Below are 23,446 nucleotides of genomic sequence, written 5' to 3' on the forward strand. Positions count from 1 at the left end.
CCCCCCCCCCCCCCCCCCCCCCCCCCCCCCCCCCCCCCCCCCCCCCCCCCCCCCCCCCCCCCCCCCCCCCCCCCCCCCCCCCCCCCCCCCCCCGCGACGGCGCCGCGCCGGAAGCCGAGCCGTGCGGCGCCCGCGCCGTTGCCGGGGCTCCGCCCCGGACCCCGCTCCTCAAACGCCGGAGGGGCTGAGATGGCAGCCGGAGGCTCCGCAGGACCGGCCCCGGGGCTGAGATGGCGGCCGGAAGCGCCGCAGGACCGGGCCCCGGCCGCTGAGATGGCGGCCGGAGGCTCCGCAGGACCGGCCCCGGGGCTGAGATGTGGGCCGGGCCCGTTACTCCTCGCGGATCGGGATGCGGCCGTTCACCGGTGCGGCGGGCGGGGACGCCGGCGGCGGGGTCTGGCCCATCGAGGCCAGGAGCTGGCGGGCCACGCCCAGGCCCGTGCCACCCATCGTCAGCGCCTTCGCGAACATCTCCGACATGCCCTCGGCCCCGTTCAGCAGGACCATGTGCTCCACGTTCCCGAAGGCCCCCGCGCCCGCCTCCACGATCGCCGGCCAGTTCTCGGCCAGCTGCTGCGCGACGACCGCCTCCTGGTTCTCCGCCAGCGCGGCGGCCCGCGCCTTGATCGCTTCCGCCTCGGCCAGACCGCGGGCCTTCGCCGACTCCGCCTCCGCGAGGCCCCGCGCCTGCGTGGCCGCGGCCTCCGCCTCACCCGTCGCCCGCGTCGCCTTCGCCGACGCGATACCCCGCGCCTCCACCGCCTGCGCGTCCGCCGTCGCCGCCGTCGTCACCCGCGTGGCCTCCGCGGCCGCCGCCAGCTCGGTCTCCCGCGCCTTCGCCTGCGCCGCCGAGATCCGCGCGTCGCGCTCGGCCTCGGCCCGGGTGCGGGTCTCGTACGCCGCCGCGTCCGCGGGCTTGCGTACGTCCGCCTGCAGTTGCTGCTCGCGCCGGTGCGCCTCCAGCTCCGCGACCCGGGTCTCCTGGACGACGACCTCCTGGCGGGCGGCCGCCTCCGACAGCGGGCCCGCCTGACGGGCCGTCGCCGCCGCCTTGTCCCGTTCGGCCTGGTAGCCGGCCTGCAGGATCTCGCTGTCGCGCGTCGCCTCGGCCATCCGGGCGAAGGCGGCCTGCTCGGCCTCCGTGGCCAGCCGGTTCGCCTCGGCCTGCGCGATCCGCGCGTCCCGCTGCACGGCCGCCGCGTGCGGCATCGCCAGGTTCTTGATGTAGCCGGTCGGGTCCTCGATCTCGTGGATCTGCAGCGAGTCGACGATCAGGCCGAGCTTCTCCATCTCGGTACCGCACGCCATCCGGGTCTGGCCCGTCAGCTTCTCCCGGTCGCGGATCATGTCCTCGACCGTCAATCCGCCCACGATGGACCGCAGATGGCCCGCGAAGACGATGTGCACCCGCTCGGGCATCATCTTCTGCTGGTCCAGGAAGCGGCGGGCCGCGTTGGCGATCGACACGAGGTCGTCGCCGACCTTGAAGATGACGACGCCCTTCACCCGCAGCGGGATGCCCTGGTGGGTGACGCAGTCCACGGACAGCTGGGTCTCGTTGAGGTCCAGGGACAGTTTCCGTACCGCCTGCACGCCCGGGAGTACGAGCGTGCCCCGCCCGGTGACGATCCGGAACCCCATGCCCTGACCGAGGCCCTCGGTCTTGTGGGTGGAGCCGGAGATGACGAGTGCCTCGTTCGGTTCGGCCACCCGCCACATGAGCTTGAACAGGCCGATCAGAGCCACGATTGCGGCGAGAACGATTCCCGCCACGACGCCGATAGCCATCGGCAACGCCCCCTTAGCGCGATGCCGTTCGGCACCGACGAGGCCGAGTCTGCGCCTGCCGCGGCCCGGCCGGAAGACACCGGCCGCGTCTTGTCGCCATCCTGATACGTACAGGTGGGACGGGGCGTCAGTTGTCGTAGGCGGCCATCACGTACACCGTGCGCGGCGGCAGGTACTCGACCACCGTCACCACCGTTCCGACGGCGAGCCGGCCGGTGCCGTGGACCGGATGGGCGAGGAAGTGCTCCGCCCCGCCCCGGATCCGGACGATGACCTCGCCCACCAGGCCGGGGCCGACCGTGCCGGTCACCCGGCCGGTCATGCCCACCATGTCCGTGTCCGTGTCCGCGCCCCTGTCCCCCATGGGTCGAGGGTACGCCGGGCGCGCGCCCTACGAGCCTCCTACGAGTGGCCGAGGTCCGCGGCCGGCAGGTCGGTCTCCGAGTCCGGGACCGATCCGCTGTCGGGGGTCGGTCGCAGGGTGAACTCGTCCGAGGCCATCGAGTCGAGCACCGGCGGGGCCGGGCGCGGCGGCGCCGGCATGACGGCGGCCTCCGAGTGGCCGCCGCAGCCGTAGGACAGCGACACCAGCCGGCCGTCGGCCGGGCTGAACTCGTTGGCGCAGACGCCGAAGGCCTGGCCGAGGGAGCCGCCGATGGCCACCAGGAAGCCGCAGGAGACGCAGGACGCGGGCGCGGCCTGTGCCATGGGGGTCTTGGCGCCGAAGGACTCGTCCCAGCGGTCGGCGGCCGTGTGCAGCCCGTACCGCGAGAGCACGCGCGCCCGGCGCATGCCCAGTTCCTCGGCGACCGAGGTGATGGAGCCGCGTACGGGGACCACGGCGCGGTCGGTGACGTCGGCGTCCTCGGCCTCGACCAGTTCGGCCATCTCGGTGGAGACCACCGAGTTCGGCGGCGGGGTGTCCTCGCCCGACCAGCCCGGCTCCAGGCGCAGATCCTCGGCGTCGGTGGGCAGCAGGTCGCCCGGGCCCATGTCGCCGGGGCGCAGCCGCTCGCTCCACGGCACCCACTCGGGGGCCAGCAGCGCGTCGTCGCCGGGCAGCAGCACCGTTTCGTCGAGGGTGACGTTCTTGGCGCGGGAGGCGCGGGTCACGGTGACGGCCCAGCGCCAGCCGCGGTAGCCCGGTTCCTTGGATTCGAAGAAGTGGGTGACGACGCGGTCGCCCTCCGCCACGGCGGAGACGTGTGCGCCGACCACTCCGGGGAAGGCGGCCTCCTCGGCCGCCGCGCGGGCGAGTTCTACCGCCTCGACGCACAGGCGGTCGGGGGTACGCGGGGTACGGCTTCGCGTCGTCGCAGCACTCACTGGTCTCGTTCTCTCCTACGCCGTCTCACGTGTGCGCCGTCCGTACTGTCGTCCACAACGACCCGGCGGTGCTGTCCGTACGTGGCACGGGCGGAGCGGACCAGAGGGCCGCGTCGACGTCCGCACCCGATCGGACTCCGGGCGCACCTCACTGCGACCCATTCTGCGGGATCACGAAGAGGCGCGCGGCCAGGAGCAACCGCCGGTGGCGCGCTACGCACGCTACCTCCTCTTAAGCCTCGGGCACACATGCAAGGTCCGATTCGCGGACAAGCCACCGGGTGCGCGACGCGCCGGGAGGCGCCCCGGGAGGGCCGGGTGGGGCACTATGTCGAGTGTGGCACCCGTACGGTCGTCCGACGACGGCTCGGGACCGGCCAGGCGGGCCGGCCGGGCTGTCGGGCGTGCGCTGCACCTTCCGGCGCGCGGGATCCGGCGGGCCACGCACGCGCACGGGGCCGGTGAATCGGGCCTCGGCAAGCTGATCGAGCTGCACGCCATCAACGGCGCCGGCGACATGCTGATCACGGTGGCGTTGGCCTCGACGGTGTTCTTCTCCGTTCCCACGGACGAGGCACGGGGCCGGGTGGCCCTGTACCTCGGCATCACGATGGCTCCCTTCACCGTGCTGGCCCCGGTGATCGGCCCGCTGCTGGACCGGCTGCCGCACGGCCGTCGGGCTTCGATGGCTGCCGCGATGCTGGCCCGCGCGCTGCTGGCGCTGCTGATGTCGGGGGCGGTGGCGACGGGGGGCATCCAGCTGTATCCGGCGGCGCTCGGTGTGCTGGTGGCGTCGAAGTCGTACGGGGTCGTGCGCAGTGCGGTGGTGCCCCGGTTGTTGCCGCCGAAATTCTCACTCGTCAAGGCGAACTCGCGGGTCACGCTGGCCGGTCTGCTGGCCACGGGGGTGGCGGCGCCGGTGGGTGCCGCGCTGAATCTGATCGGGCCGCAGTGGCCGCTGTACGGGGCCTGCCTGGTCTTCGTGTGGGGCACGGTCGCGGCGTTCACGCTGCCGCACAAGGTGGACGAGGCCAAGGGCGAGCGCCGGGCGCGGCTGTCCACGCACGAGGCTCACTCGAAGCGGCCGGGCCTGCGGACGGTGAGCCGTTCGGTGTTGTGCGGGCTGCTGGCGAACGCCTCGATGCGTGCGCTGTCCGGGTTCCTGATCTTCTTCCTGGCGTTCCTGTTGCGCGAGCATCCGCTGGCGGGGCAGAGCGCGGCGGTGTCGCTGGGCATCGTGGGCGTGTCGGCGGGTGTGGGCAACGCGTGCGGCACGGCGGCGGGCGCGTGGCTGCGGGCGCGGGCGCCGGAGGCGATCATCGCGGCGGTGTTGTGCCTGACGCTGGCGGTGGCGGTGCTCGCGGCGGTGTTCTTCAGCGGGCTGTTCATGGCCGTGCTGGGGGCGACGGCGGGCTTCTGCCAGGCGCTGGCGAAGCTGTCGCTGGACGCGATGATCCAGCGGGACGTGCCGGAGTCGGTACGGACCTCGGCGTTCGCCCGTTCGGAGACGCTGCTCCAGGTGGCGTGGGTGTTGGGTGGCGCGATCGGCATCGTGCTGCCGCTGAACGGCGTACTGGGCATGTCGGTGGCCGCGGCGATCGTGGCCCTGGGCACGACGATGGCCCTGCGGGGCGTCCTGTCCGCCCCCCGCCGACACGCGGGTACCTCCCGGCCCCGGGTGGCGTGACCTTCCTGTGCCGGGGGCCGGGCCGAGGCTGCTCCCGTCGTACGTGCGCTCCGCGCCCGTTCCCTCGAACGCCGGGCGGGCTGAAAGACAGCCCCACCGGCGTTCGGGGCGCGGGGTCCGGGGGCGCAGCCCCGGGAAGCCCGGGCGGAGCCCGGGGTCGCTCGCGCGGCGGCGCGGCACCGGGCAAACGGGCGCCGCGCCGCAGGCCACCGGGACCCCATGCAGCGGCGCGGCCCAGGGGCCCGATAGCCTTCGGCTCATGACCGCACCGCTTTTCTCGGGTAGGGCCCGCCGCAGCGTCGCGGCCCTCGGAGCCGTGTCCGCCGGCCTCCTCCTCCTCTCCGCCTGCGGCGAGAAGCCGACGCCGCTGGCGACCGTGACGGTCGGCACCTCGTCGGTGTCCGCCGAAGCCTCCTGCCACAACGACGGCAAGGAGCTCTCCATGGACCAGGTCCAGGAGTGCCTCACCAACCTCAAGAACCCCAAGACCGTCGAGTACGCCCGGGGCGACACCCTGCGTCTCGGGGTCGAGCCGGAGGTCGTCGAGGACGGCAAGCGCTGGTCGGCTGTGCTGGACGGCCAGCCGATCACCGAACCCTCCTCGAACACCTACCGCAGCTTCCCGGGTGCCGACGTCTTCGCGACCGGCGGCCAGGGTGAGGCCCCCTCCTCGAAGAAGCTGGCGTTCCTGCAGATCGCCGAGGACGGCAAGCCGCTCGCCGTGTGGTCCTTCAACCTCAAGCTCAAGTAACCGGGCGGCAGCGGTGCGCGCGCTCGTCGTGACCGCGGTGGCGGCGGAGGCAGACTCCGTCACCACCGGGCTGACCCCTCATCCGGACATGTTCGGTCCTGAGCCACGCACCTTGCCCGGCGGTTACCTCATCAACCGCCGGGACCTTCCGGGCATCGCCTTCGACGTGCTCGTCGGGGGCGTGGGTCCGGCGGCGGCCGCCGCCGGGACCGCCACCGCCCTGGCTCTCGCCGACTACTCGCTCGTCGTCTCCGCCGGCATCGGCGGCGGGTTCGCGCCCGCCGCCCCGCTCGGTTCCCTCGTGGTCGCCGACGCGATCGTCGCCGCCGACCTGGGGGCCGAGACCCCCGACGGCTTCCTCGACGTGACGGAGCTCGGCTTCGGGCACAGCGTGCACCTGCCGCCCGCCGAGCTCGCCGCCCGCGCCGCCGAGGCGACCGGGGCCCTGCTCGCGCCCGTGCTGACCGTCTCCACCGTCACCGGCACCACCGAACGGACCGCCGTGCTCACCGCCCGGCACCCGATGGCCGGGGCCGAGGCCATGGAGGGCTTCGGGGTCGCGGAGGCGGCCGCCGCGCACGGGCTGCCCGTACTGGAGATCCGCGCCGTGTCCAACGCCGTGGGCCCTCGTGACCGTGCCGCCTGGCGGATCGGGGACGCGCTCACCGCGCTCGCCGACGGCTTCCGCGTGCTGGGGCCCGTACTCGCGACCTGGGGAGAACGCCATGAGCACGACCACCGGTGAACCGCTGAGGATCGCCTATTCACCCTGCCCGAACGACACGTTCGTCTTCGACGCGTGGGCGCACGGTCGGGTCCCGGGCGCGCCCGCCCTCGACGTCACCTTCGCGGACATCGACCTCACCAACGGCATGGCCGAGCGCGGCGAGCTGGACGTGCTGAAGGTGTCGTACGCCGTGCTGCCGTGGGTGCTGGAGGAGTACGCGCTGCTGCCCTGCGGCGGGGCGCTGGGCCGCGGTTGCGGCCCGCTGGTCCTGACCCGCGAGCCGGGGCTCGACCTGGCGGGGAGGACGGTCGCGGTGCCGAGCGAACGCTCCACCGCGTACCTGCTGTTCCGGCTGTGGGCGGCGGACGTCCTGCCGGAGGGGGTCGGCAAGGTCGTCGTCCTGCCGTTCCACGAGATCATGCCGGCGGTCCGCGACGGCCGGGTGGACGCCGGACTCGTGATCCACGAGGCCCGGTTCACCTATCAGGACTACGGGCTGCACTGCCTGGCCGACATGGGTGAGCACTGGGAGTCCACGACCGGCCTGCCGATCCCGCTCGGCGCGATCATCGCCAGGCGGTCGCTGGGCGCGGAGCGGCTGCGCGAGCTGGCCGAGTCGGCCCGCACGTCGGTCCGGATGGCCTGGGACGACCCGGAGGCCTCCCGCCCGTACGTCCGCGCGCACGCCCAGGAGCTGGACCCGGCCGTCGCCGACCAGCACATCGGTCTCTACGTCAACGAGTTCACCGCCGACCTCGGCGACTCCGGCTACGCGGCGGTGCGCGGGCTGCTCACCCGGGCGGCGGCCGAGGGACTGGTACCGGCCATCGCGCCCGGTTCGCTGGAATTCCCGCGGGGCTGATCGCCCCGCGCGTACGGTTGCGCCCCGCCGCTCTTCCGAGTGGCGGGGCGCAGCCGTGGGTGTGGCGGGTGAGGCTCAGACGTCGAGCTGGTCGGCCACCGCGCGCAGCAGTCCGGCGATCTTCGTGCCGTGCACCTTGTCGGGGTAGCGGCCGCGCTCCAGCATCGGAGTGATGTTCTCCAGCAGGGTCGTGAGGTCCTGCACGATCGAGGCGAGCTCGTCGGGCTTGCGCCGCTGTGCCGCCGCGACGGAGGGTGCCGGGTCGAGTACCGTCACGGAAAGAGCCTGGTCACCGCGCTGACCCGCGACGACACCGAACTCGACGCGCTGGCCGGGCTTGAGGGCGTCCACCCCGGCGGGGAGCACCGACGAGTGCACGAAGACGTCGCCGCCGTCGTCACGGGAGAGAAAGCCGAAGCCCTTCTCACTGTTGAACCACTTGACCTTGCCGGTAGGCACGTCCGTCCTCTGTCCTTGTGCTCGTCGGGGTCCGAAGGGCCGTGAACGGCTCCGGACAACAGCGCAGCGGGCCATGTGTGACCCGCCACCTCAAGGCTAATGGTCAGGGGCCGGGTGACAAGACGTTCCCCGGTCCTTCGCCGTCGGCTGCCTTCGGCCAGGCAACTACCCTGGTGAGGTGACTGTTACTCCTCATTCCGACGAAGCGCGGCCCGGTGACGGACTCGTCAGGGCCGGCGGCATCGTGTTCATCGCCGGGGCCGTGGCCACGCTGGCGACCATGGCTCCGCTCTTCCTCGACGTCGACCCGTTCCCGCCGTACGCGTGGGCGGTGTGCATGCTCATGGGCGTGGGTTTCGCCATCTCCGCGGCGGGCGTGCTCCGCTCGGCGGCGGCGCAGCGCAGGGCGGCCCGAGCCTCACAGGCGTAGCCGCCCTGGCACGGCGGGATCCGGAGGAGACGGCCTAGACGGGCTGCGCGGCGAGGTACCCGGCGAGCCACTGCGGCAGCGCGGTGAGGTCGGGCAGGACCACGTCCGCGCCCGCCTCGCGCAGGTCCTCCGCGGGGCACGGGCCGGTCGGCACCACCACGGACAGCGCGCCGGCCGTGCGGGCACCGCGTACGTCGCCGACGTGGTCGCCGACGTAGACCTGTGCCCCGTACTCGCGCAGCGCACCGGCCTTGGCCTCCGCCCAGAGCCAGCCGACGACCGCGTCGGCCTCGATGCCGAGGTGCGCCAGGTGCAGGCGGGCGTTGGGCTCGTGCTTGGCCGTGACCACGATCGCGCGGCCGCCCAGGGCCTGGACGGCCTCGATGGCCTCACGGGCGCCGGGCATCGCCGGGGTCGGTCCGATGGCGTAGGTGGGGTAGATCTCCCGGTAGCGGTCGGTCATGGCCGGGATCTCGGCGGCCGGGAACCAGTGCGCGAGCTCCTCCTCCAGCGGCGGGCCCAGTCGGGTGACCGCCTCGTCGGCATCGATGAAGGTTCCCGTCTCGGCGGAGAGGGCCTGGTAGGTGGCCTTGATTCCCGGGCGCGAGTCGATGAGGGTCATGTCGAGGTCGAAGCCGACGGTGAGGTTCATGCCTTCCATTGTGCCGAGGCGCCCGCGCGGGAGGCCGACCGCGGGCCTCCCCCGGGAGAACGTCCGGTGCTCGGCGGGGGCTCGGCGGGGGCTCGGCCCCTTCGAAATTCTTCACCTCGGTGTTCAACCTTTTCCCGGCGGCGGCGCTCAGGACAGGGGTGAGAGACACCATGTGAAGGGGAGGGCGGATGCCGCCAGGCACCGGGCACGACTTCGAGGCCTTCGCGCGGGCCGGTCAGCGCAAGCTGTACCGGACCGCGTATCTGCTGTGCGGGGACGCCGACGCCGCACGCGATCTGACGCAGACGACGCTGGCGAAGCTGTTCCAGCACTGGCGGCGGGTGTCCGCCGCCGAGTATCCCGACGCGTACGCGAGGACCGTGCTGACCCGCACCTTCCTCGCCGAGCGACGCCGGCGCCTGCGCGATCTGCTGGCCCACACGCGTGCCGATCCGCCGACCCGGCCCGAGCACGCCGACCTGCGGGTCACCCTGCTCGCCGCGCTGGCCGAACTCCCGCCGCGGGCCCGCGCCATGGTCGTCCTGCGCTACTGGGAGGACCTGAGTGTCGAGACCGTCGCCGAGCTGCTGCGCTGCAGCGAGGGCACGGTCAAGAGCCAGTGCTCACGCGCCCTGACGAAGCTGCGCGCGCGGCTCGGCGAGGCCCACATCTACGCCACCGAGAGCTGAGGAGACGCCATGGGTACCAACGAGGACCACACCGAGGACCGGGCCGCGGCCGAGCTCCTGCGGGACGCGATGGACCGTGCGACCACGGAGCTGCCCGCCATGGCGGACCTGGTGGGCCCGGCCCGCGCCCAGGGCCTGCGCCGCAGGGCGCGCGTGCGGGTGGCGATCGGCGGCGCGGTGCTGGCCGTGACCGGGCTCGGCCTGGCCGGCGCGTTCGTCCTGCCGGGCGGCGACGACAAGGGTGCGACCGGAAGCACCGGGGTGATCGACGTGGCCGCGCCGCCGACGAGCTCCGGACCGCCGCCGCCGATCCACCTCGAGCCCAGCCCGGGCGAATCGTCGATGGCCGACCTGCCGCCCGCCGTGCGGGCCCGGCAGGAGAACTTCCAGAACCAGGCCGTCGGTGTGCTCCAGCAGCTGCTGCCCCCGTCGGTCGGCACCGTGCAGCGGGTCGACCTCAACGTGCGGCACTACCAGGGCACCAAGGACGGGAAGGAGTTCCACATCATCTTCTCGGTGCGGCCGTCCGAACCGGGCATGGCCCCCCAGACCTGCCGCGAGATCAAGGGCACGGTCTGCTCGAAGGCCACGCTTCCCGGCGGCATCCGTGCCGATGCGGCCGTCTCGCCGATCAACAACGGCAACGTCACCGAATCCCGGGTCTGGTTCCGGTACGGCGCCAGCGACGTCTCGCTGACGGTCTACCCGCACGACGAATCGAACACCTCGGCGCCCGTCACCGCCCAACAGCTCCTCGACGTCGCCAAGTCCTCCACCTTCCTCGACCTCGTCAAGGCGGCCGACCGCGACCCGGTGGAGGAGATGCAGCGCACGGTCGTCGGCGGCTGACCGGACCCGGACCCCCGACCCGGGGGCGCCGCCCTCGGGCTACCGCCGCCGCGCCCGCCACACCAGGTACAGCGCGGACGCCAGCGCCGCGCCGCGCAGCACCCACGGCCACATGCCGTGCAGCGCCCCGCTCAGCTGGTCGTCGGCCAGGCTCTCGCCCCACTTGCCGTTCATCCGGCCCCACACCCACAGCACCGCCCCGGCGAGCACCGCGCCGGGCGGGCCGAGGACCGTCCATTTCCGCTCGGCGGGCCCCAGCACGCGCGAGGCGTACGGAAGGAGCCAGCCCACCACGAGCAGCAGCCAGTAGCCGGTGAGCACGCCGCCCACGAGCACGGCCGCGGCCAGCAGCAGGAAGGCGTTCGGCCGCGGCCGACCCGCCGCGGCCACCGCGGCCTCGGGTCCGGGGGCGGCTGCCGCCGCCTCCTTCTTCGCGCGCCGCCGCTCGCGCAGGAACCGTACGAGGCTCCGCGCGCCCTTCTCGTCCGCCGCGGGCGGAGCCGAACCGCCCTTGCCGGACTCCGCCGACTCCTCCTCCAGGCCCTCCTTGAACAGGTCCGGGATCTCGATGCCGCCCGCGAAGCCCTCGACCTGCGGGCCGCCGTGCGCCCCCGGGCTCATCCGCCACCAGTCGGGCTCGGCCCCGCCGGAGGGCCCGAGCTCGTCCAGGCCGGCCAGGTGCGGCGGCACGTTCTCCGGTTCCGCCGCGCGCACCGGAGGCGTGTTGCGGCCGCGCAGGCGGCCCGGGCCCCGCTGGACGGGGACCGACAGGCCGGGCTCGGCGGGGGCCGCGGGTGCCGGGGCCGGGAACGTGCCCGGCCGGGAGCCGGCGGGGCCGAGGGTGCCCAGGGTGCCCAGGGTGTCCAGGACCTCCTCGGGGGTGCCGATCCGCTCCAGGATGCGGCGTACGGCGGCCGGGGTGTCCGGGTCGTACTTGGCGCGCCGACGGTCGATCTCGTCCCGCAGCCCCGACACCAACCGCATCCGGTCGCCGGAGGACAGCTGCCGCTGTTGCGCCAAGTCCCCGACGCGGCTCAGATATTCGTAGACCAGATGGTCGCTTTCGATCCCCACGCCCAGGCTCCTCCCTTGCCGCCTGTCCCGAAGGTAGCGCGTGCGTCCGTGGAGCTGCTGCGGGCACAGCGGATACCGTTGACCGGATGGGGACCGGCCGACTGACCGGCCGACGCGACCAGGAGGCGACTGTGCCCGAGGCAAGCACTGCGGCGGGATCCGCCGGCGGGAGCCCGACGGGAAGCTCCCCGCGCTCACTCGCCGAGGCGCTGCGCGCCCGTGACGACGCGGCGCTCGCGGCCCTGTTGCGCGCCCGCCCGGACCTGCTCGGCCCGGTGCCCGGCGATGTGACGCAGCTGGCCACCCGGGCCGGTACCCGGGCGTCGGTGGTGCGCGCCCTGGACCGGCTGGACCGGTTCGCGCTGCAGACCGCCGAGGCGCTCGCGGTGGGCCCCGACCCGTGCCCGTACCCGGTGTTGGAGGGGCTGCTGACGGGCGGCGAGGACGAACGGGCCCGCGCCGCGCTCCCCGACGCCCTGGCCACCCTGCGCGACCAGGCCCTGGTGTGGGGCGACGAGGACCGGCTGCGGCTGGTCCGTACGGCGCGCGAGCTGCTCGCTCCGTCCGCCTCGCGCCCTTCCCCCACCGGGCTGGGTCCGACCGTCGCCGAGGCCACCGCCGGGATGTCGCCGACCCGGGTGCAGGAGATCGTGGCGGCCGTCGGGCTGCCCGCCACCCATGACCCGGTGTCCGCGGTGACGGCGCTGACCGGGCTGTTCACCGACCCGCGGCGGATGTCGGCGCTGCTGGACGAGGCCCCGGCGGAGGCCCATCAGGTGCTGGGCCGGCTGGTGTGGGGGCCGCCGTACGGGGAGGTCACCCCGAATCCGACGCCGCCGGTGCGCTGGCTGCGCGACCGGGGGCTGCTGCTGCCCGCGACGGCCCGGACGGTGGTGCTGCCCCGCGAGGTGGCGCTGCACCTGCGCGGCGGGCTGGCGCACCGGGACACCGAACCGGTGGCGCCGGCCGTGCCCGCACTGCGCGAGCACCGTCCACAGCTTGTGGACGCGAACGCCGCCGGGCAGGCGCTGGCCGCGCTGGCCACCGTGGAGGAGCTGGTGAAGTCCTGGGAGCACGCCGGTCCGCCGGTGCTGCGGGCGGGCGGGCTCTCCGTACGGGACCTGAAGCGGACCGCGACCCTGCTGGACACGACCGAGCAGCAGGCGGCCTTCTGGGCCGAACTGGCCTACGCGGCCGGGCTGCTGGCCGGCGATGGAGAGGCGGACGAGCGGTACGCGCCCACCCCGGCCTTCGACGACTGGGTCGAACTGCCGCCCGCCGAGCGCTGGTCGCACCTCGCGGCGGCCTGGCTGCCGGCCACCCGCACGGCCCCGCTGGTCGGCGAGCAGGACCCCAAGGGGCGCACGCTCTCCGCGCTCGGCCCCGACCTCGACCGCTCCGCCGCCCCCGAGGTGCGCCGGCGGGTGCTGGAACTGCTCGGTGAGCTGCCCGAGGGCGGGTCGCCCGACCCGGAGACGCTGTTGGCGCGGCTCGCGTGGGAGCGGCCCGTACGCGGGGCGAGCGATCTGCGGGCCCGGCTCGCGCGCTGGACGCTGACCGAGGCCGAGGTCCTCGGCGTGACCGGCCGGGGCGCCCTGTCCGGGCCCGGCCGGGCGCTGCTGGAGGACCGCGACCCGGCGCCGTCGCTGGCCCCGCTGCTGCCGGAGCCGGTGGACCACGTACTGCTCCAGGCCGACCTGACGGCGGTGGCCCCGGGCCCGCTGCGCCGACCGCTGGGCGACACCCTGGCGGTGCTCGCGGACGTGGAGTCCAAGGGCGGGGCGACGGTGTACCGGTTCACGCCCGGCTCGGTGCGTCGGGCCCTGGACGCCGGCCACGCCGCCGCCGACCTGCACGCCTTCCTCAAGGAGCACAGCCGCACGCCGGTGCCGCAGCCGCTGGCCTATCTGATCGACGACGTGGCCCGCCGGCACGGGCACCTGCGGGTCGGCGCTGCCTCCTCGTACGTGCGGTGCGACGACGACGCGATGCTGGGCGAGATCCTGGCCGACAAGCGCTCGGCCGGGCTGGGGCTGCGCCGCCTCGCGCCGACGGTGCTGGCGGCGCAGGCGGATCCGACGGTCCTGCTGGAGGGGCTGCGGGCGATGGGTTACGCGCCGGCGGCGGAGTCCCGTACCGGCGACGTACTGGTGGCGCGGGCCGACGCGCACCGCACTCCGGCCCGCTCGGCGCCCGTACCGGTGCCGGAGGGCCCGCCGGTGCCGGACGCCACGCTGCTCGCGGCGGCCGTACGGGCGATCCGCGCGGGCGACGTGGCGGCGACGGCGGTGCGCAAGGAACCGGCGGCGACCTCGACCGCCGGGGCGGGAGTGCCGGGCGAACTGCCGCGCACGAGCGCGGCGGAGACCCTGGCGACGGTGCAGGCGGCCGCGCTGACCGGCTCGGCGGTGTGGATCGGCTATGTGAACGCGGAGGGCGCGGCGAGCCAGCGGGTCATCGCGCCGGTCCGGGTGGAGGGCGGCTTCGTCACCGGGTACGACCACACGGCGGACGAGGTACGGACGTACGCGCTGCACCGGATCACCGGTGTCGCGGAGTTGGCGGACGACCAGGTGTAGGGGCGGAGGGTCACGGTGCGGGGCGTCGTGTGTGCGTCGGACCACGGCTCCGTCTCGTCGGCCGCGCCGAAAACCGATGGCCGGCCGGATGGCGGGCCCTCATCCTGGGGCCATGTCCCACGATGTACCGCACCGCCGGATCCGCGCGGCCCACACCGACACCACGATCACGGTCTACCAGGCCTACTCCCCCGCGCTCGGCTTGCCGGCCGCCCGCGACGGCCGCTTCCCGGCCGCGTGGAAGCGCGAGCGGATGACGTGGATCAAGCCGTCGTTCCTGTGGATGATGTACCGCTGCGGCTGGGGGACCAAGGTCGACCAGGAGACGGTGCTGGCGGTCGAGATCACCCGCGAGGGCTTCGACCGGGCGCTGCGCGAGGCCTGCCTGTCCCACTACGTACCGGGCGTGCACGCGGACCGGAAGGCCTGGCAGGAGTCCCTGCGCTCGGCGCCTGCACGGGTCCAGTGGGACCCGGAGCGGGACCTGCGGCTGAATCCGTTGCCGTACCGCTCGCTCCAGCTGGGCCTGTCCGGTCCGGCCTCGCGGGCGTACGCCGACGAGTGGACGGTCGGCATCCGGGACGTGACCGGGACGGCCCGGGAGATCAGGCGGCTGCTCGGGGCCGGGGACGAGGCGGGCGCACGGGCCCTGCTGCCCACGGAGACCCCGTACCCGACGGAGCCGCTGCCGCATCTGGGGGCGTAGGCGGGCGGTCCCCGTCGGTTCAGTCCCGGATGATCAGCACGACGAATCCGGCGACGACGCCCAGCAGGAGGCCGAGCAGGGCGTAGCGGGGTCGGTTCTCGCGCAGTACCGGAAGGTAGTGGTCGACGGCGAAGCGGCCCGGCCCGGTGAGGGTGAGGGCGACGATCGCGGCGAACAGCACCACTTCGAGTTCCACGCCCTTGGGCGGGAAGTAGGCGCTCAGGCCCCGGACGTCCAGGACGTTGATGAAGGTGCCGGTCAGGGCCGCGCCGGCGAGCGGGGTGAGCAGACCGAGGGCGAGGCCGAGGCCGCCCAGGGTCTCGGCGAGCCCGGCGATGACGGCCATGGCGTCCCCGGCGGGGTAGCCGGCCATCGTGAAGCCCTTGCCGGTGGCGGTGAGGCCGGGGCCGCCGAACCAGCCGAAGAGCTTCATCGCGCCGTGCCCGGCCATGCTCAGGCCGACGACGAGCCGGAGCAGGAGCAGGCCGGTGTCGTGGGTGACGGTGGTGGCGGGAGCCGAGGAGGTGCTGAAGAGCGTGCGGTCCCAGCTTGTCTGCGTCATGAGGGTCCGTTCCGACGTCGCCTGTGGGCCTGTGGCGCGTGCCACCCTAGGACGCCCGTCGGTGACGCTCCGGGAGCGACGTCTGCGCCCGTCCCATCGGCCCACGGCGTCTACCCGTTCGGCCCTGGGAACGCCTCCGCAGCCCCGGTAAGGAGTCGCCGTCGACGGTTGGCTACTGTCCCCCACCATGTCTGAGCTGCCTGATTTCCACAGCGCCATCGTCTACCTGATCAACGCCGACTCCGCCCGGGCGACGCTTCCCTTCCAACGGGTGAACCGTGCGGAGCAGTACGCGACGGCCTTCTGGTTCAACGAACTCGTGAGGGAGACCGCCGAGGGCGCGGTCGTCCGGCAGTACTTGGTGACCGCCGGTGAGCCGACGAGGGTCGAGACGGCCGAGATCACCCTCCGGCAGGAGCTGTGCTCACCCGCGATGAGCGCGGAGAAGGTGGCGATGACGGGTTTCGCGGAGGGGTGGATCCACCTCGGCGACCTGGGCGTGGCGGTCATGCCCGACACCGCGCTGTACGCGTACGCCGCGCGCAAGGGGTGGAGTTGGACGACGGACGAGATCACCGACGGTGTCGCGGCCACGGCGGAGGACATCGCCGCCCTCGACGGGACACCGGTCCCCGCCTACCTGCTCGGCCACCCGGTCGACGCCGAGAACGGCGCGCGGGAACAGTCCCTCGTCGTCGGTGAGGTCGTCCGCACCGAGGAGGACGGCGTCCGCTGGCTCGGAACCCTTCCACAGGGGTGCGTCGGCGCACCGGTGTTCATCGGCGCCGGTCTCGGCGAGAACAGCTTCAAGCTGGTCTGCGTCGGGGTGGCACTGCCGGGCGAGGGCCCGCACCCGATCGCGACCTTCGACCGCATCCGCACCGCCCTGCTCGCCCTCGCCCCGGAACGGCGTGGCGATGCCCCCGCCACCGCGGCGGAGCCTCGGTCCGCCGCGCCGAAGCGTCGCTGGTGGCAGCGGCGCGGCTGAGGCCACGCCGCCGAGGCGGCGCGGCCACCACCCGCCTCCTGATGTGCTCGATGCTGCCGGTCCAGGCGGCGAGGTCCCGCTCGTTGTGCTCGGCGCCGAGCGGCTCCAGCCGGAAGCCGTCGGCCACGAGCGTCCGCGGCACCTCGAAGTCGGCGGGGACGAAGGGCTGCTGAGCATGGCTCATGTCAGGACGGTACGTGCCTGTGCCGACAGGGTCAGCAGCTTGTCCACCGGCCACTGGTCGTCCGCGTGCACTCCGTACCCGGCGGCCAGGACGCGTCCGTCCGGCGCGATCAGGAAGTCCGCCGGCAGCCCCAGGCGCCCGCCGTCCTGGACGAGCGTCGGCGGCTTCGCCCGGCCGCGCAGGATGTCGAGGGTGCCGACGGCGATCGCCCGCCAGGCGCGCGCGGCCAGCAGGGCGCGGTAGGACGACTCGACGCCGAACTCCGCGTACAGCCGCTTGCGCGGGTCCGCGACGACGGCGAAGGGCAGGTCGGCCACGTGCTCGCGCAGTTCGTCGGCGCCGGAGTGGAAGACGACGACCTCGCGGATCCCGGCGGCTTCTATCTCGGCGTGCCGCCGCACGATCGAGCGCAGGTGCAGATGGCAGATGGGGCAGCCGGCGAACCGGCGGAACTGCAGGTGCACGAGGTGTTCGGGATCGGGGACGGGCACGAGGGCACCGTCCGCGACGGCGGTGAGGACGCGGGTACGGACGACGGAACCGGTGTCGAGCTGCACTGAGGTCTCCTTCGTAAGCGTATGTCGTACACCTACAGCGTAAGCGTATGTCGTACGCTGTCAATCACCATGCCGCGCCCCCGCTCACTCACCCCGGACCAACTGGCCGCCGCGGCCCTCGCCGTGATCGACCGCGAGGGTCTGCCCGGACTGACCATGCGTGCCGTCGCCGTCGAACTCGGCATCAGCACCATGGCCCTGTACCGCTACGTCGAGGACCGAGGGGAACTGGAAGCCCTCGTCGTCGAACTCGTCCTCGGCGCCGTCGACAGCACCCCGCCGCCCCTGACCGCCGGACCCTGGCGCGCCCGCGTCACGGTCCTCGTCGACCGGATGCGGGACACCGTCGGCGCGCACCCCGCCGTGCTGCCGCTCACCACGAGCCACCGGCACCGCTCCCTGGGCGTACTGCGCTGGGGGGAGACCGTCCTCGGCGTGCTCCGCGAGGCGGGCCTCGGGCCCGAGGAGCGGATCGTCGCCCTGCGGGCCCTGCTCGCCTACGCCATCGGCGCGATCCAGCAGGAACACCTCGGCGCCCTCTCCGGCGCGGGCACCGCCGCGATCGCCGAACTTCCGGCGGAGGAGTTCCCGTACATGACCGAGGCCGCGCTCGGCGCCCGCTCCCTCACCCCGGACCGCGAGTTCCACGGCGGCCTCGCCCTGCTGCTGGACGGCATGGGCCGCTGACCCGCCGACCGGCCGGCCCGCCGAAGCGGCGTGTTCCCACCCTCCGCGCCGTACGGCACACTGGAGGTTTGACCTGAATGAAACGGGGCGCCGCGCGTGAATGGTCCACTCATCGTCCAGAGCGACAAGACCCTCCTCCTCGAAGTCGACCACGAGCTCGCCGGAGCCGCCCGGCGTGCCATCGCCCCCTTCGCCGAGCTGGAGCGGGCCCCCGAGCACATCCACACCTACCGGATCACCCCGCTCGGCCTGTGGAACGCCCGGGCCGCCGGCCATGACGCCGAGCAGGTCGTCGACGCGCTCGTCGAGTTCTCCCGCTACCCGGTCCCGCACGCGCTCCTCGTCGACGTCGCCGAGACCATGGCGCGCTACGGCCGCCTGACCCTCTCCAAGCACCCCGTGCACGGGCTGGTGCTGACCAGCACCGACCGGCCGGTGTTGGAGGAGATCCTGCGCTCCAAGAAGGTCGCCCCGCTCGTCGGTGCGCGGCTCGACGCCGACACCGTGGCCGTGCACCCCTCCGAGCGCGGGCAGATCAAGCAGACCCTGCTCAAGCTGGGCTGGCCCGCCGAGGACCTCGCCGGTTACGTGGACGGCGAGGCGCACCCGATCGACCTGGCCGAGGACGGCTGGGCGCTGCGCCCGTACCAGCAGCAGGCCGTCGAGGGGTTCTGGCACGGCGGCTCCGGCGTCGTCGTCCTGCCCTGCGGCGCCGGTAAGACGCTGGTCGGCGCCGGGGCCATGGCCATGGCCAAGGCGACGACGCTGATCCTGGTGACGAACACCGTCTCGGCCCGCCAGTGGAAGCACGAGCTGGTCAAGCGGACCTCGCTGACCGAGGACGAGATCGGCGAGTACTCCGGCACCCGCAAGGAGATCCGGCCCGTCACGATCGCGACCTACCAGGTCCTGACGACGAAGCGGAAGGGCGTCTACCCGCACCTGGAGCTCTTCGACTCCCGGGACTGGGGCCTGATCGTCTACGACGAGGTGCACCTGCTGCCCGCACCGGTCTTCAAGTTCACCGCCGATCTGCAGGCGCGGCGCCGGCTCGGCCTGACCGCGACCCTGGTGCGCGAGGACGGCCGGGAGTCGGACGTCTTCTCCCTCATCGGGCCGAAGCGGTTCGACGCCCCGTGGAAGGAGATCGAGGCGCAGGGCTACATCGCGCCCGCCGACTGCGTGGAGGTCCGGGTCAATCTGACGGAGTCGGAGCGGCTCGCGTACGCGACCGCCGAGACGGAGGAGAAGTACCGCTTCTGCGCGACGACGGCGACGAAGCGTAAGGTCACCGAGGCGCTGGTGGCCAAGCACCGCGGTGAGCAGACCCTCGTCATCGGCCAGTACATCGACCAGCTCGACGAGCTGGGCGAGCACCTGGACGCGCCCGTCATCAAGGGCGAGACCTCCAACGCGCAGCGCGAGAAGCTCTTCAACGCCTTCCGCGAGGGCGAGATCAACGTGCTGGTCGTCTCGAAGGTCGCGAACTTCTCCATCGACCTGCCCGAGGCCACCGTCGCCATCCAGGTGTCGGGCACCTTCGGCTCCCGCCAGGAGGAGGCCCAGCGCCTGGGCCGCGTGCTGCGGCCGAAGGCGGACGGCCACGAGGCGCGGTTCTACTCGGTCGTCGCGCGCGACACGATCGACCAGGACTTCGCGGCGCACCGCCAGCGGTTCCTCGCCGAGCAGGGGTACGCCTATCGGATCATGGACGCCGACGAGCTGCTGGCGAGCGACTGACCCCGGCACACGCGGGCGGTCAGGACAGCCAGTAAGGGAGCGCTCCAGACCCACAGCGGCGGCCAGTCCAGCACCAGGGCCCGGGCCGCGTCGGCCAGGTGCCGGGTCCAGAACTCGGCGGAGGCCTCCGGCAGGACCAGCAGCCCCAGCAGGGCGGTCCCGGCGGAGGCCGCCAGCGCCGTGAGCCCCGCCCGGACGCGGCGGGTCAACAAGAGGTACGCGGCGATCGCCGCCGGGGCGAGGGTGATCCCTGCGGCGACGCCGAGCGCGAAGCCCTTGCCGAGCGCGGACCGGGGCCGGCCCAGGTCCCACAGGACCAGGCAGGCCAGTGCCAGGTTGATCAGCCCGGCGGGCGGCGCCTGGAACAGCGGCTGCAGCCACAGCCCGGCGATGGTGGCGGCCAGTACGGGCCCCGGCCGCGACCGCAGTCCCGCGAGGCGGCAGGACAGGGTGATCAGCAGGGTGAGCAGACCGGCGTTGCCGAGGACGAGGACGGCCTTCAGCGCGCCGCTCGGCAGCCACGCGGCGGGCGTGAACAGGATGGCCGCGAACGGCGGATACGTCTCGGGCGGCCCCCACTCTGCGGCGGAGAAACCCTGGACGAGGGCGTCGGCCACCGGGATGCGCAGGGCGATGCAGAGCACGCCGAGCAGCAGCAGCGAACCGGTCAGCAGCACCCCGACGAAAGACGACGGCGAGCGGCTGGGAACGGGGCTCCGGGTCACCCGCGTGACCCTAGTGGATCAGTGGATGTGCTGTGCGAGGCCCGAGGCGACCCGAGGTCAGTGACGTATGACGCCCGCGTCCTCGCCGTATTCACCGAGCACGACGACGCTCACCGCGGTCGCCGCGAAGATCTTGACGGCGCGCAGCATGCCACCGAGGCCGTTGCGCGGAAGGGAGTCGGATTCGGCGCCGCTAGGACGGCTGCCCTGGATCGAGGTGAAGGGTGCGGGGCTCATGCGTCCATGGTGCGTTTTCGCGTCGTCCCGCACATCGCTCCCGGGAGGGAACCTCACGGCCCCCCGCGTCCTCCTCCCGTCGCATGCGCACCCCTAGGGGTGGCTACCGAGGTCTGACACTCCCGAGTACGACACCCGTCCGGATGCACCGATACCGACCGGGGCGGACCCTGGGAAGGGTCCGCGGTGCCGGCGACCACGCCCTGGGAGTGATCCGCATGACCCACCGTTCCCGGACCCAGCGCCTCGCGCTGCTCTCCGCCTCGACGGCCCTCGTCACAGCCGGGCTGCTGCCGTCCACCACCGCGTTCGCCGCCCCGCCGCACCTCGCCGAGGCCGTGGCCGCCCCCACGCCCACACCCGCGCCCACGGCGTCCGCCGCGGAGTCGGTGACGACCACCGATCCCGCCAGCGGCATCACGGCCGAACTCCCCGGAGAGGCCAAGGTGCGCACGGCTTCGCTCCCCCTCGGCGACAAGCCCGTCGACGCCCGTGTGTACATGGCGGAGGTCCCGGACGGGGCCACCGGTTTCGCGGTCTACGACATGCCGGGCGACAGGTTCACGCAGGAGGACCAGCTGAAGGGCTTCGTCGAGGCGTTCAGCCTGGTCGGACTCGGGACCATGACCAGTCACGACGTCCACAAGACGACGGTGGACGGCCGCCCGGTGCTCGACGCGCGCCTCACCGGCAAGGGCGGCGACGAGCCCGCGGTCGGCTTCATCCGTCTCGTCTCCGACGACGACCATGTCGTCATGGCCATGACCTTCGGCGCCGAAGCGAACGAGAAGGACCTGGCCCAGACGCACCAGCAACTCGTCGACTCCCTCGAGATCCCCTCATCCCCCTGATCCCCCTGGTCTCCTTGGTTTCCTTGATCCCCGCCCCCCGTTATTCGTTCGCGCCGCACTGCCCCGGTGGCTAGAATCTCCGCTCTTGCCGCCTCCCGCCGCCTCATCGGGGAGAGCCGCCCTCCGGCCGGAAACCGGCGGGCCATCTGTTCCGCATCCAGCAGCTGGAGGCAGTTCCGTGCCCGCGCACGCCCCCGAGACCACACACGGCGACCCCGCCGCGAACCCGACCGCGCCGACCGACCCGCTGGGCCGTGAACGGGCCCACCTCACCGCCTCGCGATCCGCCCTGCGCGCCATGCGGGAGGACGTCGAAGCCCTCGACATCCGCGACGTCACCGCGAACTGGGTCAACGCGATCGTCCTCCAGGCCCAGATCGACGACCGCATCAAAGCCCTCGCCGACCTCGCCCACACCCCGCTCTTCTTCGGCCGCCTCGACTACCTGCACGCACCCGGCGCGGAGCTCGCCGAGGGCGCGGAGGGCGAGCAGTTCTACATCGGCCGCCGCCACGTCCACGACGCCGACGGCGACCCCATGGTCATCGACTGGCGCGCGCCCGTCTCCCAGCCGTTCTACCGGGCCTCCAAGACCGACCCGCAGGACGTCTCCCTGCGCCGCCGCTTCGGATACACCGGCGGCGAGCTGACGGCGTACGAGGACGAGCACCTCTCCGACCCGGCCGAGGCGGCCGCGGTCAGCAAGCTCCTCCAGCAGGAGATCGAGCGCCCGCGCGTCGGCCCGATGCGGGACATCGTCGCCACGATCCAGCCCGAGCAGGACGAGATCGTCCGCTCCGGCCTGTCCGGCTCCGTCTGCGTGCAGGGCGGCCCCGGCACCGGCAAGACCGCCGTCGGCCTGCACCGGGTCGCGTACCTGCTCTACGCGCACCGTGACCGCCTCGCCCGCACGGGCACGCTCGTCATCGGGCCGAACCGTTCCTTCCTCCACTACATCGAGCAGGTCCTGCCGGCCCTGGGCGAGCTGGAGGTCAAGCAGGCCACCGTCGACGACCTGGTCGCCCGCCCCAGCCTGGAGGTACGCGGCACGGACGCCGCCGAGACCGCCGTGGTCAAGGGCGACGCCCGCATGGCGGAGGTACTGAGCCGCGCCGTCCGTTCGCACGTCACCCGCCCCACCGAGCCGCTGATGGTGGTCCGCGGCTCGCGCCGCTGGCGGGTGCCCGCGTACGAGCTGGAGGAGATGGTCGAGGAACTGCAGAAGCGCGACATCCGCTACGGCGCGGCCCGGGAGGCCCTGCCGCAGCGCATCGCGCACGCGGTACTCGTACGGATGGAGCAGGCGGGCGAGGCCCCGGACGACCGGGTGCAGGACGCGGTGGCCCGCAACGCGGCGGTGAAGGCGGTGGTCAAGGAGGTCTGGCCGGCCGTCGAACCGGCGAAGCTGGTGCTGCGCCTGCTGTCCGACCCCGAGTTCCTCGCGCTGCACGCGGCGGACGTGCTCACCGAGGACGAGCAGAAGCTCCTGCTGTGGCCGAAGCCGTTCCGGAGCGTGAAGTCGGCGAAGTGGTCGGCGGCGGACCTGGTCCTGATCGACGAGGCGACCGACCTGGTGGAACGGACGCATTCGCTCGGCCACGTGGTCCTCGACGAGGCGCAGGACCTGTCGCCGATGCAGTACCGGGCGGTGGGACGGCGCTGCACCACGGGCTCGGCGACGGTCCTCGGCGACCTCGCGCAGGGCACCACGCCGTGGGCCACGCGCAGCTGGGACGAGGCCCTGACGCACCTGGGCAAGCCGCAGGCGGTGCTGGAGGAACTGACGGCGGGCTTCCGCGTACCGCGCGAGGTGATCGCCTACGCCTCCCGGCTGCTGCCGTCGATCTCCCCGGGCCTGGCTCCGGTCTCCTCGGTCCGTGAGACGCCGGGCTCGCTGCGGATCGAGGAGACGGCGGACCTGACGGCGGCGGTGCTCGCCGCGTGCCGCGACTCCCTGGTGCACGAGGGGTCGATCGGGCTGATCGCGGCGGACGCGCGGATCCCGGCGCTGGCCGAGGCCCTGGCGGCGGCGGGCCTGCCGTACCTGTCGCCGGGCGAGGAGACCACCGCCGAGTCGCGGCTGACGCTCGTGCCGGCGTCGCTGGCGAAGGGTCTGGAGTACGACTACGTGGTCCTGGACGAGCCCGCGGCGATCGTCGACGGCGAGCCGGACGAACGGACCGGCCTGCGCCGCCTGTACGTGTGCCTCACCCGCGCGGTCTCGGGCCTGTCCGTGCTGCACGCGGCCGCCCTGCCCGAGCCGCTGCTGCCCTGACCCACGGCTCCGCTCCCGGGGCTCCGCCCCAGACCCCGCGCCTCAAACGCCGGCGAGGCTG

General features: G+C 73.6%; 24 protein-coding genes. 14 read left to right on the forward strand and 10 right to left on the reverse strand.

The annotated features are described in order from the left end of the window. Nucleotides 1-330 precede the first annotated feature (330 nt). The 3 genes from ACGFYY_RS30520 to ACGFYY_RS30530 form a co-directional block, all read right to left on the reverse strand. Entirely contained in the window at nucleotides 331-1,788 is a 1,458-nt protein-coding gene (locus ACGFYY_RS30520) for an SPFH domain-containing protein (RefSeq protein WP_393714317.1), read from the reverse strand. 127 nt (nucleotides 1,789-1,915) lie between these two features. Continuing rightward, nucleotides 1,916-2,152 carry a hypothetical protein gene (locus ACGFYY_RS30525; RefSeq protein WP_365281409.1) on the reverse strand — a complete coding sequence of 79 codons (237 nt, stop codon included), beginning with the start codon at nucleotides 2,150-2,152 and terminating at the stop codon, nucleotides 1,916-1,918. A gap of 38 nt (nucleotides 2,153-2,190) precedes the next feature. Continuing rightward, entirely contained in the window at nucleotides 2,191-3,114 is a 924-nt protein-coding gene (locus tag ACGFYY_RS30530) for a DUF3027 domain-containing protein (protein ID WP_393714319.1), read from the reverse strand. A 328-nt stretch (nucleotides 3,115-3,442) separates the two neighbouring features. On the opposite strand from ACGFYY_RS30530, the gene ACGFYY_RS30535 reads away from it, so the two are divergent. The 4 genes from ACGFYY_RS30535 to ACGFYY_RS30550 all read left to right on the forward strand — a co-directional run bounded on the left by ACGFYY_RS30535 (nucleotide 3,443) and on the right by ACGFYY_RS30550 (nucleotide 7,141). Next, nucleotides 3,443-4,801 (forward strand): MFS transporter, encoded by a 1,359-nt coding sequence (locus tag ACGFYY_RS30535; RefSeq protein WP_393714321.1) that lies wholly within the window; start codon nucleotides 3,443-3,445, stop codon nucleotides 4,799-4,801. 259 nt (nucleotides 4,802-5,060) lie between these two features. Beyond that, nucleotides 5,061-5,552 (forward strand): DUF2771 domain-containing protein, encoded by a 492-nt coding sequence (locus ACGFYY_RS30540; protein WP_365277088.1) that lies wholly within the window; start codon nucleotides 5,061-5,063, stop codon nucleotides 5,550-5,552. Nucleotides 5,553-5,565: 13 nt separating this feature from the next. Further along, nucleotides 5,566-6,297, forward strand: a complete 732-nt coding sequence (locus tag ACGFYY_RS30545) for a futalosine hydrolase (RefSeq protein ID WP_393714323.1) — start codon at nucleotides 5,566-5,568, stop codon at nucleotides 6,295-6,297. Beyond that, nucleotides 6,278-7,141, forward strand: coding sequence for a 1,4-dihydroxy-6-naphthoate synthase (locus ACGFYY_RS30550; RefSeq protein WP_393714325.1), 864 nt, complete (start codon nucleotides 6,278-6,280; stop codon nucleotides 7,139-7,141). Before ACGFYY_RS30545 ends, ACGFYY_RS30550 begins: the two co-directional genes overlap by 20 nt. A 75-nt stretch (nucleotides 7,142-7,216) precedes the next feature. On the opposite strand, the gene ACGFYY_RS30555 is transcribed toward ACGFYY_RS30550, so the two are convergent. Further along, nucleotides 7,217-7,600 carry a cold-shock protein gene (locus tag ACGFYY_RS30555; RefSeq protein ID WP_030012939.1) on the reverse strand — a complete coding sequence of 128 codons (384 nt, stop codon included), beginning with the start codon at nucleotides 7,598-7,600 and terminating at the stop codon, nucleotides 7,217-7,219. Between the two features lie 178 nt (nucleotides 7,601-7,778). Between ACGFYY_RS30555 and ACGFYY_RS30560 the strand changes: the two genes are divergently transcribed. After that, a complete protein-coding gene (locus ACGFYY_RS30560) occupies nucleotides 7,779-8,030 on the forward strand; it encodes a hypothetical protein (RefSeq protein WP_365277097.1) in 252 nt (83 codons plus the stop codon). Between the two features lie 34 nt (nucleotides 8,031-8,064). Here the strand turns inward: ACGFYY_RS30560 and ACGFYY_RS30565 are convergent, their stop codons facing one another. Further along, nucleotides 8,065-8,682, reverse strand: a complete 618-nt coding sequence (locus ACGFYY_RS30565; RefSeq protein WP_365277100.1) for an HAD family hydrolase — start codon at nucleotides 8,680-8,682, stop codon at nucleotides 8,065-8,067. A gap of 188 nt (nucleotides 8,683-8,870) precedes the next feature. On the opposite strand from ACGFYY_RS30565, the gene ACGFYY_RS30570 reads away from it, so the two are divergent. Both ACGFYY_RS30570 and ACGFYY_RS30575 read left to right on the forward strand, forming a co-directional pair. Continuing rightward, nucleotides 8,871-9,371, forward strand: a complete 501-nt coding sequence (locus ACGFYY_RS30570; RefSeq protein WP_393714328.1) for a SigE family RNA polymerase sigma factor — start codon at nucleotides 8,871-8,873, stop codon at nucleotides 9,369-9,371. Nucleotides 9,372-9,380: 9 nt separating this feature from the next. Beyond that, nucleotides 9,381-10,220, forward strand: coding sequence for a hypothetical protein (locus ACGFYY_RS30575; protein ID WP_393714330.1), 840 nt, complete (start codon nucleotides 9,381-9,383; stop codon nucleotides 10,218-10,220). A 39-nt stretch (nucleotides 10,221-10,259) separates the two neighbouring features. On the opposite strand, the gene ACGFYY_RS30580 is transcribed toward ACGFYY_RS30575, so the two are convergent. Next, the gene (locus tag ACGFYY_RS30580) at nucleotides 10,260-11,294 is read right to left on the reverse strand and encodes a hypothetical protein (RefSeq protein ID WP_393714332.1); all 1,035 of its coding nucleotides are present in this window, start codon (nucleotides 11,292-11,294) and stop codon (nucleotides 10,260-10,262) included. An 86-nt stretch (nucleotides 11,295-11,380) separates the two neighbouring features. On the opposite strand from ACGFYY_RS30580, the gene ACGFYY_RS30585 reads away from it, so the two are divergent. Then, nucleotides 11,381-13,873 carry a helicase C-terminal domain-containing protein gene (locus ACGFYY_RS30585; protein WP_365277112.1) on the forward strand — a complete coding sequence of 831 codons (2,493 nt, stop codon included), beginning with the start codon at nucleotides 11,381-11,383 and terminating at the stop codon, nucleotides 13,871-13,873. 112 nt (nucleotides 13,874-13,985) lie between these two features. After that, a complete protein-coding gene (locus ACGFYY_RS30590) occupies nucleotides 13,986-14,579 on the forward strand; it encodes a DUF4291 domain-containing protein (protein ID WP_393714334.1) in 594 nt (197 codons plus the stop codon). Nucleotides 14,580-14,598: 19 nt separating this feature from the next. Here the strand turns inward: ACGFYY_RS30590 and ACGFYY_RS30595 are convergent, their stop codons facing one another. Continuing rightward, nucleotides 14,599-15,141: a DoxX family membrane protein gene (locus ACGFYY_RS30595; protein ID WP_365277118.1), complete on the reverse strand. Its 543-nt coding sequence runs from the start codon at nucleotides 15,139-15,141 to the stop codon at nucleotides 14,599-14,601. Between the two features lie 187 nt (nucleotides 15,142-15,328). Between ACGFYY_RS30595 and ACGFYY_RS30600 the strand changes: the two genes are divergently transcribed. Next, on the forward strand, nucleotides 15,329-16,129 hold the full coding sequence (locus tag ACGFYY_RS30600) for a hypothetical protein (protein ID WP_393714336.1): 801 nt from the start codon (nucleotides 15,329-15,331) through the stop codon (nucleotides 16,127-16,129). 180 nt (nucleotides 16,130-16,309) lie between these two features. Here the strand turns inward: ACGFYY_RS30600 and ACGFYY_RS30605 are convergent, their stop codons facing one another. Continuing rightward, nucleotides 16,310-16,870, reverse strand: coding sequence for a peroxiredoxin-like family protein (locus ACGFYY_RS30605; RefSeq protein ID WP_393714338.1), 561 nt, complete (start codon nucleotides 16,868-16,870; stop codon nucleotides 16,310-16,312). Nucleotides 16,871-16,939: 69 nt separating this feature from the next. Here ACGFYY_RS30605 and ACGFYY_RS30610 point away from each other — a divergent pair, with 69 nt between their 5' ends. Together ACGFYY_RS30610 and ACGFYY_RS30615 are read left to right on the forward strand one after the other, a co-directional pair. Further along, the gene (locus tag ACGFYY_RS30610; protein WP_393714340.1) at nucleotides 16,940-17,557 is read left to right on the forward strand and encodes a TetR/AcrR family transcriptional regulator; all 618 of its coding nucleotides are present in this window, start codon (nucleotides 16,940-16,942) and stop codon (nucleotides 17,555-17,557) included. A 96-nt stretch (nucleotides 17,558-17,653) separates the two neighbouring features. After that, nucleotides 17,654-19,297 (forward strand): DNA repair helicase XPB, encoded by a 1,644-nt coding sequence (locus ACGFYY_RS30615; protein ID WP_365277131.1) that lies wholly within the window; start codon nucleotides 17,654-17,656, stop codon nucleotides 19,295-19,297. Here ACGFYY_RS30615 and ACGFYY_RS30620 read toward each other — a convergent pair. Both ACGFYY_RS30620 and ACGFYY_RS30625 read right to left on the reverse strand, forming a co-directional pair. Continuing rightward, the gene (locus ACGFYY_RS30620; RefSeq protein WP_393714343.1) at nucleotides 19,255-20,022 is read right to left on the reverse strand and encodes a glycosyltransferase 87 family protein; all 768 of its coding nucleotides are present in this window, start codon (nucleotides 20,020-20,022) and stop codon (nucleotides 19,255-19,257) included. The two genes, ACGFYY_RS30615 and ACGFYY_RS30620, sit on opposite strands and share 43 nt — an antisense overlap. 57 nt (nucleotides 20,023-20,079) lie before the next feature. Next, nucleotides 20,080-20,259 carry a hypothetical protein gene (locus ACGFYY_RS30625; protein WP_051782458.1) on the reverse strand — a complete coding sequence of 60 codons (180 nt, stop codon included), beginning with the start codon at nucleotides 20,257-20,259 and terminating at the stop codon, nucleotides 20,080-20,082. Nucleotides 20,260-20,477: 218 nt separating this feature from the next. On the opposite strand from ACGFYY_RS30625, the gene ACGFYY_RS30630 reads away from it, so the two are divergent. Next, nucleotides 20,478-21,110 carry a hypothetical protein gene (locus ACGFYY_RS30630; protein WP_393714345.1) on the forward strand — a complete coding sequence of 211 codons (633 nt, stop codon included), beginning with the start codon at nucleotides 20,478-20,480 and terminating at the stop codon, nucleotides 21,108-21,110. A gap of 298 nt (nucleotides 21,111-21,408) precedes the next feature. Next, nucleotides 21,409-23,385, forward strand: coding sequence for a HelD family protein (locus tag ACGFYY_RS30635; protein ID WP_393714442.1), 1,977 nt, complete (start codon nucleotides 21,409-21,411; stop codon nucleotides 23,383-23,385). Nucleotides 23,386-23,446 lie beyond the last annotated feature (61 nt).

It is taken from the genome of Streptomyces sp. NPDC048331 (genome assembly GCF_043201215.1).
Classification (GTDB): domain Bacteria; phylum Actinomycetota; class Actinomycetes; order Streptomycetales; family Streptomycetaceae; genus Streptomyces.